This window comes from Sphingobium sp. TomTYG65 (assembly GCF_055395525.1).
The window spans coordinates 529,473-541,345 of sequence record NZ_AP027330.1; the positions used below are offsets into that span (position 1 = coordinate 529,473).

An 11,873-nucleotide genomic window follows, 5' to 3' on the forward strand; every position below is an offset into this window, starting at 1 on the left:
CGATCAATGGATCACATCCTGCCATTTATACCACAGGCCGACGATCGGCAGGAACCATGGCTTGCCGAAATGGCCGGGCACGCTCGGCCAGTCGAGGCCGTCCCAGGGATTGGCGGCGCGGTCGCCGGCCATGACCCGCGCCATCTGTTCGCCCATATAGGTCGCCATCTGCACGCCATGGCCGCTATAGCCCATGGAATAGAACAGCCCGTCCTGCTCGCCAGCCCGCGGCAGGCGGTCGGCGGTCAGATCGACCATCCCGCCCCAGACATGATCGACGCTCACGCCCTTCAGCTCCGGGAACATCTCGCCCATCGTCTGTTCGAGGATGAGGCCGCTTTTCAGGTCCGATCGCGGATCGCTGATCGCGAAGCGCGCCCGGCCGCCGAAGATCAGCCGGTTGTCGGAAGTCAGGCGGAAATAATTGCCGATATTCTTGCTGGTGACATAGTTGCGGCGGTTTGGCAGCAGCTGGTCGATCAGCGCATTATCGAGCGGCTCGGTCGCGATGATGAAGCTCCCCACGGACACGATCCGCCGCTGGAAGAAACCGAAGGGCGCGGATGCAGGCGCGCCGCCTGTGGCCACCAGCACCTGATCCGCCACGACTTGGCCCTTGGGCGTTGTGACGCGCCAGCCATTCGCCAGCCGGTCTAACCCGGTGACTTCGGCCTTCTCATAAATCTTCGCGCCCGCCCGCGCTGCCGCTTCGGCAAGGCCGACGCCGAAGCGTGCCGGATGCAGTTGCGCACTAGTCGTCTGGATCAAAGCGCCGTGGAAGGCATCTGATCCCACTTCCTCGCGAATGCGTTCCGGCGGGACGAGGCGGAGATTCTCGTCCACCTCGCGGACAAGCAGATCATGCGCGCGGACCAGCTTGTCGTAATGTTTAGGCTTGGCGGCGAGCTTTACCCGGCCGCAGCGGTTGAAGGCGCAGTCTATGCCTTCTTCCCGCACCAGTCGCTCGACATTATCGACCGCGTCGACATGCGCGCGGTAATAGGCTTTTGCGACGTCCTTGCCGAAGCGAGCGGATAGCGCGCCATAGTCATGGGCCGTGCCGTTGTTGCACTGACCGCCATTGCGTCCCGAAGCCTCGCCGACGACATGCCCCTTCTCCAGCAGCACAACGCTGGCGCCGCGCTTGGCCAGCGCTCGCGCCGCCGAAAGGCCGGTGAAGCCGCCGCCGATTATGGCGACGTCAGCCCTGCCTTCGACTGCGCCCTGCGCCCCGCCGGTAAAGGCGGGGGCGCTTGCCAGCCAGTAGGAGAGGGGGGATGCGCTCATTGTGGAATCAGAGGCCCACGACCGCCGGGAGAGCGCCGATATGCGGGATTTCGACGTCCCGATAAAAGGCATTGGAGGGCTCATGCCCCCGGCCGACGAACACCCGGCAGCCGAAATGCAGATCGGTGGCCGTATTCTGATCGTAGCGGAAGCTGGAGGAGACATGCATCATCTCTTCAGGCTTCGCGCCGAGTTGGTCGAACATATATTCGAACGCCTGCATGCGCGGCTTGTAGGCCTGCGCCATCTGCGCGGTATAAACTGCGTGGAACGGCGCGCCCAGCATGCCGACATTGTGATGGATCTGATCGTTCATCGCGTTGGACAGGATGACGAGCGGAATCTTGTCGCCGATCTTGGAAAGGCCGCCCGGCACATCGTCATGCGGCCCCCAGGTCGGCACAGCATTATAGACGGCGTCGGCGTCAGCCTCGCGATATTCCACGCCCCACCGCTTGCAGGTGCGGCGCAGCGAGTTGCGGATGACGTCCTGATAGGGTTCCCACGGCCCCAGAACCTGGTCCAGGCGATAGGCCGACCAGTCCTTGCAGAAGGCGGGAAGATTTTCCGCCGCCACGCGGTCCGCCATGAAGGCGCTCGCCATCTCTGTCATGCGGAAACGGGTGAGCGTGCCGTAGCAATCGAAGCTGATATATTTGGGCCGGAAGTTGGGCATGGGTGGGTTCCCCCTCTTTGTCGGATGGCTGGTTGGCCGTTTCGATGAGGTCATTACGGCATGGGCCGTCCAGAACATGTCTCCGATTGGTTCGGCATGGGACGCAGATCAGAAGCTTTTATAGCAGCGTTTCGGCATAGTTTGCTGTGGTTCGATCCAGCCTGCAATGAAGCCGGAAAAGCGTTAGCCGGGAGAGAGCCGGGGCCCAAGCAGCGGCACATAATGTTGCTCGCTCAATAACCCCGTTCGCGGCTGACTTCGCCTTCCATCGGCTGTCCGGCTTCATGCCTGCGAATATTGGCAATGAGCGCCCGTGCGGCCGTATCCGCGCGGGTCATGCTCGCGATGTGCGGGGTCAACATTATGCGTGGATGGTCCCAGAAAGGATGATCCTGCGGCAGCGGCTCGGGATCGGTCACGTCCAGGATCGCGGCGGAAAGATGTGCTTCGTGGAGCAGCGACAGCAGATCATGCTCCACCAGATGGCCGCCCCGACCGACATTGATGAGCGAAGCGCCACGAGGCAGTTGGGACAACGTCTCCCGGCACAAAATGCCGCGCGTATCCTGCGTGAGCGGAACGAGGCAGATGAGAATGTCGCAGCCTTGAAGGAATTCCGGCAATTCCGCTTCGCCCGCATGGCAGATGACGCCTTCCAGCTGATGGGGCGAACGGCTCCATGCAGACAGCGGAAAGCCGAAGGGCAGAAGCGCCTTCAGTACGGCCTGACCCAGTTGCCCCAGCCCCATAACCCCGACGCGGCGCTCACCAGCGGGGATCAGGTCGATCGCTTCCCAGCGATGCTCCCGCTGCGCAATGCGATAATCGATGAAGTGGCGATGCAGCGTCAGCACCGATGCGCAGACATATTCGACCATGCCTTCGATGATACCGGGTTCGATCATCCGTACCAATCGGACATGGGCGGGCAGCTTGCTCATGTCGAACTGATCGACGCCAGCACCGACAGAAAACAGAACCTCAAGGCCAGTCAGCCGGCTGAGCAGGTCAGCCGAAGGATCCCAGGCGGCGAGATAGCGGATCGTTGCCGGGTCGCCGATTTCCTCCGGCGTCACAAAGCCGACGCCGGGCGCCTCGGCTGCGAAAATCGCGCGCCAGATCCGCCCGCGCTCCGGTTCGGACGTGTAGAGTAGGGTCATGCAGCTTGCTTTCTTGCGAGGGTCCGGCGGCGCATCCCCTTTGCTTGCCACCACATGACTGGTCCGGAGATGGTGAGGGCGAGCAGGGCGAGGGCGACGATCATCAGCAGGACCGGCCCTGCCGCGCCAAAGCTGTTTCCGGCATGGAGGGGGAGGATCGTCATCCAGAGCGCGCCGTTATTCTCTGCGCGCGTCGCGGTGACGATGTGAGGAGCGAACATGGTGACGATTGCGCGATGAACTGCGCGCGGGTTGCGCTCAGGAGCCTGGAAATTGACGGTCATGCGATCGGCGGAGAGCCTGAAATCGCGAAGGGCGCTCTGGGGAAAGGCGCTCTGCGCGAGGGCCAGTGCGCGATCGATCGAGGCCGGGTTCGCAGGCGGGCGATGAGCAGCGGGGGCGCTCGGCTCGACGAGGTCGGGCACGACCAGCAGCAGCCCGGTCACTGCCATGAAGCAGAGCAGCATCGCCATGATGACGCCCAGCGTGCGATGCGCCTGCCGCAGCACCAGCCGCGCCGCCATGTTCCAGCGGATCGACAGATGCTTTGAAAGCGGCCCCTTTTTGGGCCACCAATAGGCCAGCCCCGTCACCGCCATGGTAAACAGCGCAATCGCGTTGAGCGCGATCACCGCCATTCCCGCCTTGCCAGCCATGAGGCGGTAGTGAATCTGCAGCGCGCCCTCGACAGGAAAGCTCCAGACCGTCCCCGCACGCAGCAGCTTGCCCCCGGCGGGGTCAATGGAGGCATAGCGGGTCTCGCCCTCCTCACTGCTCAATTCTGCGAGCCAGGTGGCATTATCGGCTTCCGGAGCGAACAGGCGGGATACGGTGAAACCTGGCGATGCTCGTTCGGCCTGAAGCACGGCCACACCGGGGGAAATCGTGCGCGCGCTGCTGTGGCTGACCATGCCCGCAGGGTCGATCCATCGAGCCACCGGTCCCCGGTAAAGCAGCAGGGCGCCCGTCAGCGCCTGCACCAGCAGCAACGCTGCCATGGCAAGCCCGGCATATTTGTGAAGCCGCAGCATCTGTGCCTTGGTCATGCCCATTCTCCCGCGCAAAAACCGCCGACGACCCGACGCTTGGAGGGGGGGTCGCCGGCGGCTGATCAAGCCTTCAAGGCCTGAAACTCAGCACATCAGAAGTTGAACGACGCCTTGACCGAGAAGGAACGCGGCGTGCCCGGCTGAATCCACAGTCGAGAATAGGAGCTGGCGTAATATTTCTTGTTCAACAGGTTGTTCACATCGGCCGAAATCTTGATCTGATCGGTGATGTTGAATGATCCGAGCACCTTGACCAGCGTGTAGCTGGGCAGGAAGAAGTTGAAGCCCGTCTCGCCCAGGCGGCGACCCACGTAGGTCACGCCTGCGCCCAACATTGCGTCATGCTCGCCAATCGAAAAATTGTTGAACAGCAGTGCATTGCCCTGGTGCTTGGCGATGTTGATCAGCGGATCATCCTTGCGGACATTGGCAAAGATATAATCATCGGCCCAGCCCGCGTCGGTATAGGCATAATTGAGGAAGACCTCGAACCCGGCGGGCAGCTTGGCGTTCAGGTCAAACTCGATGCCCTGGCTCTTCGCTGCCCCGACCGTGGCGGAGAAGTTCGGATTTAGGGGGTCGGTGCTCAGCACATTGGTCTTCTTCATTTTGTAGAGAGACAATGTGCTGTTGATGCGGCCGTCGGTCGAAACGAACTTGGCGCCCACTTCATAGGAGCGGCTGAGTTCCGGGTCGAACGGCTGGCTGAACGCGTTGGTGCCGCTGTTTGGGCGGAAGCCCTTGCCGTAGCTGGCATAGAAGGACAAGGTCTGGGTCGGCTCGAACACCAGTCCCGCCATGGGGCTGAACTTGGTGTAGGCCTTGCGGGTATTGGGCGGCGTGGCGCCCGGCAGATAGTTGTCAATGTTCTGCTTGAAGTCGTCGTAGCGGCCGCCAAACCGGACTTTCAGCTGCTCGCTGATTTCGATCTGGTCCTGGGCATAGACGCCCCAAGCCTTCTGGACTTCCTTCGAATCCTGGATGGCGCTTACGGGGATGGGGGCCACGACATTGTAATTGGGATTGAAGATGTCGATGCCATAAGGCGCCGCTAGTGTCGGACGGACACGGCGCTGGATTGCATTGATTTCAAACTTGTCCCAGTCCGCGCCGATCCGGATATTATGCGTGATCGACCCGGTATCCATCTTGCCGCTCAACTCGCCACGGACCACCATGTTGGTCGTGTTATATTCGCGGAACCGGCGTTGTCGGGCGAGCGTTCGCCCGTCGATATAGAGCGTCTGGCGGCTGGCGGCCAGTTCGGCGTCGCTGGAATAGCCGCGGAAGATCGTGTCCCTATAGCCTCCGCCAAGCATCAGCGTCCAATCGTCGCTGAAATCATGCTGATATTGCAGCTGGTGACCCAGGACTTTGACTTTGGTCGGGCCGTCATTGGGGTTACCGAGGAAGCGCGACTGTGGGATCAGGCCCAGCTTGTAGCCTGTGATCACCCCGTTCGCGAAGGTCGGCGCGGCGACCACGCCACGATCGAACGGCACTTCCTGATTCACATATTCCATTTCATAAGTGAGCAGGTCGCGGTCGGAGAATTTGGCGAGGAAGGACGGCGTCAGCACATATTTGCGGGTGTGCACCGTGTCGCGGAAGCTGTCGGCATCTTCGACTGCGCCATTCAGGCGAACTGCGAACATGTCGTTCAGCGGCAAGTTGAAGTCGCCCTCAACCCGATAGGTGTTCCAGCTACCGCCCGATACGCTGAAGCTGCCGAAGGTCTTTTCCAGGATCGGCTTCTTGGTAACGATGTTGATCGTGCCGCCAGGCTCACCGCGGCCGAAGAGCGCGGAGTTCGGGCCCTTCAGCACTTCGATGCGCTCGACGTTCGATGCGTCACGCGGGCCGCCATAGCCGCGGCCGCCATTGAAGCCGTTGACCAGGAAACCGCTCGGGAAATTCTCGTCGCCCGCAAAGCCGCGGATCGCGAAGCTATCCCACAGGCCGCCGAAGTTATTCTGCTTCGAAACGCCGCTCGCCAGTTCCAGTGCGGTGTCGAGGCGGGTGATGTTGAGGTCGTCCAGCAGCTTGCCTTCCAGGAACTGGACGGCTTGCGGGATTTCCTTGACGGGCGTGTCGCCGAAATATTGGCGCTTCAGGCCCGTGACGACGATTTCCGCATTGTCGTCCGGCGCCGGCGCCTGAGCATAGGCGGCCGATGTGAAGGCGATGCAGGCGGCGCTGGCGGTCAGCGCCAGACGAAAAGCCGAATATGTGCGCATATTGCTACCCCTTGTAAAATCGCTGTTCCCAATTGTCCTGCGAACGGGGTGAGCCGGCGTTTTCTTATCTTCTCTCCAAACGGACATTCTGTGGGTCCTTTTCTTTCCGGATGCCGGTCCACTGGGTGATTTGCCACCTCTTCTGGAATAGGAGGCTAGGGTCAGGTTGCAGAAATATTACGTCAAACTTCAGGTACTCCGCGGCGCATAATTGTGAATATCAGGGCGGCGTACAGGGGAAAATGCTGCGTCTCGTTCGCAACTTCGAGGGTCCAAAAACCCAGAAAAAAGGCCGCCTTCGGTGGGAAGGCGGCCTGAGTTTTGCAGGATCGTTTCGTTAGAGATACTTAAGCCACCAAATATCCTTCCGCCGCTGTTTCAGCTGGGCGAACCAGCGCGTCGGGAAATAAAGCACTGGGATCAGGATGAAGACCCATATCCATACCCAGCGCAGGTGATCGACGCCGAATACAGTTCCCTTGGTCGGGCCGTAGAGAACGAGCGCGACGTTGTAGATGACCTTCAGCGTATATAGATGCAGGACATAGTAGAACATCGGCGCGCCGCCCAACAGGGCGAGGTGCGGCATCAGCTTGCTGTCCTGATAGGTTTCGAACAGCGCAAGCAGCAGGCAGCCGGTGCCGACCGTTGGCATCAGGAAAAGCAGCGAGGGCGGATATTTGGTGAGCGCAAGGAAGCTCATCACCGTGCGTAGCGGCGTTTCCGCGATGAACCAGGGCTTGTCGCCATAGACGTTCAGATAGCGAATGACGACGAAGCCGATGACCAGCGACAGGCCGGTGATGACTAGGCGCTTGATCCGCCGCTCCGGGTCGCTGCCCTTCGCAAACCACGGCCCGCAGGCATAGCCGAGCAGAATAACGCCGATCCACGGCAGCACAGGATAGGTGGTCTTGATCGCCATGCCCCCAACCTCGATCAGCGAGCGCTGGTGCAAGATCGCCCAGAGCACATAGCCGGGTTGGTCCGCCGTCAGCTTGATCGGGTCGAGCAGATTGTGAAGGCACACGATCGCCAGGCCGACTGCGAATTGCGCGGGACGCGGCAGATGGAGCAGCGCCGCGAGCGCTATCATGCTGAGCCCGATCGCCCAGATCACCTGTAGCCAGATGGCCGTCGGCGGGAAGGCGGGAGCCTGCGTCGGCCAAGCATAGCCGACCACGGTGAATTCCAGGAAGATCAGGAACAGGCCGCGCTTCAGAAGGAATTCCGATACTTCCCCCTTGCTGTGCGACTGACCGTAGAGCCAGGCAGAAAGCCCCGTCAGCGCTACAAAGGTGGGCGCGCAGAAGGTTGAGAGGAGCCGGGTGAAGAAGAGGCCCGGCTCCGTGGTGTTGGCGTTCACCGGGTCGGTCACCTGAAGGTGCAGGAACCATGTTTCCCGCACATGGTCGACGAGCATGAACAGCATGACGAGCCCACGAAGCGCATCGATCGCGATCAGACGGGTCCGCGCTTTCGCTGCGTCCATAGGGGATGCTGTGGCCCTCAGGCCGATGTTGGGCGCTTGGCCTGCGATACTGCTCATGGCACCTGTCCTTGATTTCTTACTCAGCCTTGGGCTGGTAGAGGTCCTTGTAGAAGCCGACGGTCTTGACCGTGACCGTCACCGGCGTGTCGCCCTTGTTGCGGAAGTACCAGCCGTGGATGCCGCCGAAGGGCGCGGTGAAATCGCCCTGGCCGCCGCTGATCTCCAGCTCTTTCCAATAATCGGTGAAGGCGTCATCGCCGGCGTTCAGCTCTTCGCCGTGCATCTCGGCCTTGATCGGGCCGCTGGATTTCCAGGTGAAGATGAAGCTGTCGCCCTTTTCCATGTGGGCCTTCACTTCCTGGCCGCTGTGCGGGGGCAGGCTGATGGTCATCTCATCCTGCCGCCAGGGCGTGGATTTGGAGATGCTTTCCTTGCTCGGTGTGGGCAGCGCGCCTGCCGCCGGGGTGACGGGCGTCGCCGGGGTGGCCTCCTTGGCTCCGCCGGACACCATGCCGGTAAGGCCGAGCGCCGTCCCGACGCCGGTCGGATCGACCCCATATTCGGCGGGCAGCACGAACAGCGTGAGGATCGCGGCAGCGGCGATCACCGCGCCGCCCGTCGCCTTGGCGAGCGTGGAAGCAGAGGGGGAGATTGGTGCCGGCGGCGCGGCGGTGATGGTCTGCATGTTCATATCAGGCCCCTTGCGTGAAATAGCCGGCCAGCTGGTATCCGATCAGGACGAAGCCAGCGGTCATCAGCGCGGCGTTGGCGGCGATCGCGCTGCGGCGGAAGCTGTCGCTCAAGCGCCACAGGTTCATCAGCAGCAGGATGATGGTCAGCGCCATGAACTGGCCCATTTCAACACCAACATTGAAGCTGATGAGGTTGGGGATCATTCCGTCCTTCGCCAGCGTCAGTTCCTGCAGCTTGGTGGCCAGGCCGAAGCCATGGAAAAAGCCGAAGATCAGCACCGCCGCCTTGGGATTGGGCGAAAAGCCGAACCAGGTGCGAAAGCCGTCCAGATTGTCGATCGCCTTGTAAACCACCGAAAGGCCGATGATCGCGTCGATGATGAACGGATTGGCGCGGATGTCGAAGATGACGCCCAGCAGCAGCGTGGTGCTGTGGCCGATGGCGAACAGCGTCACATACGCACCGACATCCTTCAGGCGATAGAGGAAGAAGATGACCCCGGCGAGGAACAGCAGATGGTCATATCCGGTGACCATATGCTTGGCGCCCAGATACATATAGGGGATGATGTTGACGCCCGAAGCGCCCTCGATGAACGCCTTGTCATTTTCGTTGACGCCATGGGCCCAGAGCGTCGAACTCATGAACGCCAGCATCATCCCCAACAGCAGCAGCGCGGCCCGCCGCATGCCGGGGGAGAGGAGCGGGGGGTGGGTCGCGCTGTGCATGAACCTGCCTTATTTTGTCTGGAAGGTGGCGAACGTCTTGGCGCCGCTCTTGTCGATCAGGGCGACGACGATCTTCGCGCCCTTGGCCGCTTTGAAGCCGGGCGCGGACAGCTTGTTACCGCCAGCGGCCTTCAGCGCCGCTTCGGTCTTTTTGCCTGCGGCGGTCTGCGTCAGCTTCGCGGTATAGGTCGCGGCGGGGAGGGGCTCATCCTCTTCGCTCAAATAGACGTCCACGCCTTTAGGGCCGGTGACGAGTTCGAACATGGTTTCCCCGGTCATCTGAACCAGGCCGCCATGCTGGGGCTTCATGCTGCCATGCGCGTACAGCGTCGCGGGCGCAGCAATCAGGGCGAGAGCGGCAATGCCAGTGCGGAAAAGATCGGTCTTCATATGCTAAGCTCCTGATGGATGAGGATCATTCCGGCGCGTGCGGCAGGACGAAGGATAGCGAGGCCCGATATTCGCTGTGGTCGGCCTTCGCCTTGTTGTCCGATGCGCCGACATAGATAGCCATCAGGACATTGATGCCCTGGTTGCGAACCTTGATCGTCGCGGTGCCGTCAGCGGCCGTCTTGGCCGGAGCTGCCTCATCGGGATCATTCACATAGTCGGACATGACCGTGACGCCCGCCATCGGTTTGCCCTGATAATAGGCCCGGACCTTGATCGGCTCGCCCGCCTTCTGCGGAATGGCGGTGCCAACCGGGACAAGCTGAAGCGTGTGGCCCTCGAACAAAGGCACCTGCTTGGTGGGGACCTGGTTCAGATGGACGGCATATTTCCAATTATGTTCGGCCAGGGTGGCGGTGGGGACTTCGTCACGGCCCTTATTGTGCCATTCGCCGTCGGGGGTCTTGCTCCACAGCCCATAGTCCATGATGGCGGCCACGGCGGCGACCGGCTCGTCGCTATCCACAACGGGGATTACGCCCGCCGCGCGCAGCGAGGTGTTCACAGGCGCCCAGTCGGCATCATATCCGGTGACGGTCTTGATGAGCGGCAGGCGCTTGACGGCGTCCAGGTCATCAGCCCCCACGCCATAGACCAGGGCGAGCTGACGCGCACGCTGGGCGAACCAGATGCCGTGGGCACTGAGCGGCGCGGCCGCCGCAAGAAGCGTCCCTGTGCACAAGGTGGCGGTGATCAGGCGGGTCAACTTCATCGGCGCGCTCCCATGAGACAATATGTCCTATTGGGAACAGGCTATGACTCCGGCATGCCGATTGATGCCGAATTGGGCGTAGCGCGAAGCAGATTCTGTCAAATAAGCGTCATGAAAGCGGCACGCTTTGCCGCCAGTGGGGGCCGCAACCCAGCGCTCTATTATCACCCGTCATTTCAGCATCCATTTTCGCCGGGCCATGCGCAGGCGAGGGCCATACCTCGCGTTTCAGCCGATTTAACAGGGTGTCCTGTTCCCAGCCACAACCCAATTCCGCCACATGAATGCTGAAACGAGTTCAGCATGACGATTTTAGAAAGATGGGCCGTCTGTTCAGATCAAGGAACTGGCCTTCTGATCATCCGTTTCAGTCCCATAGCTGATCTTACAAAAAGGATTGTTCCATGATCCGGCTCGCCATCATTTCACTCGTCATTGCCGCTGTGTTAGCCATTCTGGGCTTCGGCGGGGCTGCGGGTACTTTTGTGGGTATCGCGAAGATTCTCTTCTTCCTCGCGATCGCGCTGTTCGTGATTTTCCTCGTTCTTGGCTTGCTGGCTGGCAAAGGGATCAAGAACGCAATAGATTGACCCCATGATAGAGATTGGCGCTGGAGTAGATGAAACGGGCAGGTTGCTGCGCGACGAAGCCGGGTTTCTGCTCCAGCGCGACTCTGGCGGGACTTTCCGGCTGGTGCTGCTGCGGGTGCCCGTCGACCATGTGGAAAAGCGCGTCCGCGTGCAGGGCTTCTATGCAGGCAATGATGTAGTCGAGGTGGAAGGCGTCGCCGCCGCCTGAGACTTCCCCCGTGCGGCAGCGATTACCAGCGGTCAGGCGGTCAGCGGACCACCTTGTTCGAACGGCGCAACGGATGTGTGAGTGTGCACGAAGCGGGCACAGGCGCCTACCCCGCGATTGCTTTCCAACGGCAGGGCCGTTTCGCAATAGGCGCATTCGGCCATCAATCGACCGACAATCCACTGGCTGCGGCCGCAGCTGGGGCAGTGATTAGCTTCCCCGACATGATAATGAATGATGTATCCCCTTAGGGCCGGGTCAAATGACTTCCCGGTCGCGAGGCTCGATACTGGGCGCATCGTCTCTTCCTCCTCAGACATATATTCTCGGGCATCGGGCGTAAAATTTCGAAACAATTTCAATGCCAAGTTGATGCAACGACAAACGTCAGAGCGTGCGACCCGCTTCATTTCATGGTAGCCCGCTCCATCTTGCCAGAACGCGGCTACGGCTCAATGTATCCCGCCCGTCGTGACCGCGTCTATAAGAAAGATTCTCGGAACGTCCCATTTCGCGCCTTCGCATTTGACTTGAGGTGAGCAGGCGCTATGGCGGCGCGCATCAAGGGACATACCCGCTTCGGCCGATGGT

General features: G+C 61.1%; 13 protein-coding genes. 2 read left to right on the forward strand and 11 right to left on the reverse strand.

Annotated elements, in window-relative coordinates:
• Positions 1-3: 3 nt before the first annotated feature.
• The 10 genes from ACZ5Y5_RS02680 to ACZ5Y5_RS02725 form a co-directional block, all read right to left on the reverse strand.
• The gene (locus tag ACZ5Y5_RS02680; protein WP_464809666.1) at positions 4-1,287 is read right to left on the reverse strand and encodes an NAD(P)/FAD-dependent oxidoreductase; all 1,284 of its coding nucleotides are present in this window, start codon (positions 1,285-1,287) and stop codon (positions 4-6) included.
• Between the two features lie 7 nt (positions 1,288-1,294).
• Positions 1,295-1,963, reverse strand: coding sequence for a haloacid dehalogenase type II (locus ACZ5Y5_RS02685; RefSeq protein ID WP_464809667.1), 669 nt, complete (start codon positions 1,961-1,963; stop codon positions 1,295-1,297).
• A 233-nt stretch (positions 1,964-2,196) separates the two neighbouring features.
• Positions 2,197-3,123: a 2-hydroxyacid dehydrogenase gene (locus ACZ5Y5_RS02690; protein WP_464809668.1), complete on the reverse strand. Its 927-nt coding sequence runs from the start codon at positions 3,121-3,123 to the stop codon at positions 2,197-2,199.
• A complete protein-coding gene (locus ACZ5Y5_RS02695) occupies positions 3,120-4,169 on the reverse strand; it encodes a PepSY-associated TM helix domain-containing protein (RefSeq protein WP_464809669.1) in 1,050 nt (349 codons plus the stop codon). The genes ACZ5Y5_RS02690 and ACZ5Y5_RS02695 overlap by 4 nt, the downstream gene beginning before the upstream one ends.
• Before the next feature lie 95 nt (positions 4,170-4,264).
• A complete protein-coding gene (locus tag ACZ5Y5_RS02700) occupies positions 4,265-6,409 on the reverse strand; it encodes a TonB-dependent siderophore receptor (protein ID WP_464809670.1) in 2,145 nt (714 codons plus the stop codon).
• A gap of 337 nt (positions 6,410-6,746) precedes the next feature.
• The gene (locus tag ACZ5Y5_RS02705; RefSeq protein ID WP_464809671.1) at positions 6,747-7,958 is read right to left on the reverse strand and encodes an acetyltransferase domain-containing protein; all 1,212 of its coding nucleotides are present in this window, start codon (positions 7,956-7,958) and stop codon (positions 6,747-6,749) included.
• A 19-nt stretch (positions 7,959-7,977) separates the two neighbouring features.
• Positions 7,978-8,592: a hypothetical protein gene (locus ACZ5Y5_RS02710; protein ID WP_464809672.1), complete on the reverse strand. Its 615-nt coding sequence runs from the start codon at positions 8,590-8,592 to the stop codon at positions 7,978-7,980.
• Between the two features lies 1 nt (position 8,593).
• The gene (locus ACZ5Y5_RS02715; protein WP_464809673.1) at positions 8,594-9,322 is read right to left on the reverse strand and encodes a HupE/UreJ family protein; all 729 of its coding nucleotides are present in this window, start codon (positions 9,320-9,322) and stop codon (positions 8,594-8,596) included.
• Positions 9,323-9,331: 9 nt separating this feature from the next.
• Positions 9,332-9,712 (reverse strand): hypothetical protein, encoded by a 381-nt coding sequence (locus tag ACZ5Y5_RS02720; RefSeq protein WP_464809674.1) that lies wholly within the window; start codon positions 9,710-9,712, stop codon positions 9,332-9,334.
• Between the two features lie 25 nt (positions 9,713-9,737).
• Positions 9,738-10,484, reverse strand: coding sequence for a DUF4198 domain-containing protein (locus ACZ5Y5_RS02725; RefSeq protein ID WP_464809675.1), 747 nt, complete (start codon positions 10,482-10,484; stop codon positions 9,738-9,740).
• A 404-nt stretch (positions 10,485-10,888) separates the two neighbouring features.
• On the opposite strand from ACZ5Y5_RS02725, the gene ACZ5Y5_RS02730 reads away from it, so the two are divergent.
• Positions 10,889-11,074, forward strand: a complete 186-nt coding sequence (locus ACZ5Y5_RS02730; protein WP_062120434.1) for a DUF1328 domain-containing protein — start codon at positions 10,889-10,891, stop codon at positions 11,072-11,074.
• 4 nt (positions 11,075-11,078) lie between these two features.
• Positions 11,079-11,282, forward strand: a complete 204-nt coding sequence (locus ACZ5Y5_RS02735) for a DUF5818 domain-containing protein (RefSeq protein ID WP_464809676.1) — start codon at positions 11,079-11,081, stop codon at positions 11,280-11,282.
• A gap of 32 nt (positions 11,283-11,314) precedes the next feature.
• Here ACZ5Y5_RS02735 and ACZ5Y5_RS02740 read toward each other — a convergent pair whose 3' ends face one another.
• A complete protein-coding gene (locus ACZ5Y5_RS02740) occupies positions 11,315-11,692 on the reverse strand; it encodes a hypothetical protein (RefSeq protein WP_464809677.1) in 378 nt (125 codons plus the stop codon).
• Positions 11,693-11,873: the final 181 nt, after the last annotated feature.

Coding starts and splice junctions, on each gene's coding strand:
- ACZ5Y5_RS02720 (WP_464809674.1), bottom strand. CDS start 9,712: ATGAAGACCGATCTTTTCCGCACTGGCATTGCCGCTCTCGCCCTGATT.
- ACZ5Y5_RS02730 (WP_062120434.1), top strand. CDS start 10,889: ATGATCCGGCTCGCCATCATTTCACTCGTCATTGCCGCTGTGTTAGCC.
- ACZ5Y5_RS02725 (WP_464809675.1), bottom strand. CDS start 10,484: ATGAAGTTGACCCGCCTGATCACCGCCACCTTGTGCACAGGGACGCTT.
- ACZ5Y5_RS02685 (WP_464809667.1), bottom strand. CDS start 1,963: ATGCCCAACTTCCGGCCCAAATATATCAGCTTCGATTGCTACGGCACG.
- ACZ5Y5_RS02735 (WP_464809676.1), top strand. CDS start 11,079: ATGATAGAGATTGGCGCTGGAGTAGATGAAACGGGCAGGTTGCTGCGC.
- ACZ5Y5_RS02690 (WP_464809668.1), bottom strand. CDS start 3,123: ATGACCCTACTCTACACGTCCGAACCGGAGCGCGGGCGGATCTGGCGC.
- ACZ5Y5_RS02740 (WP_464809677.1), bottom strand. CDS start 11,692: ATGAAGCGGGTCGCACGCTCTGACGTTTGTCGTTGCATCAACTTGGCA.
- ACZ5Y5_RS02710 (WP_464809672.1), bottom strand. CDS start 8,592: ATGAACATGCAGACCATCACCGCCGCGCCGCCGGCACCAATCTCCCCC.
- ACZ5Y5_RS02695 (WP_464809669.1), bottom strand. CDS start 4,169: ATGACCAAGGCACAGATGCTGCGGCTTCACAAATATGCCGGGCTTGCC.
- ACZ5Y5_RS02680 (WP_464809666.1), bottom strand. CDS start 1,287: ATGAGCGCATCCCCCCTCTCCTACTGGCTGGCAAGCGCCCCCGCCTTT.
- ACZ5Y5_RS02715 (WP_464809673.1), bottom strand. CDS start 9,322: ATGCACAGCGCGACCCACCCCCCGCTCCTCTCCCCCGGCATGCGGCGG.
- ACZ5Y5_RS02705 (WP_464809671.1), bottom strand. CDS start 7,958: ATGAGCAGTATCGCAGGCCAAGCGCCCAACATCGGCCTGAGGGCCACA.
- ACZ5Y5_RS02700 (WP_464809670.1), bottom strand. CDS start 6,409: ATGCGCACATATTCGGCTTTTCGTCTGGCGCTGACCGCCAGCGCCGCC.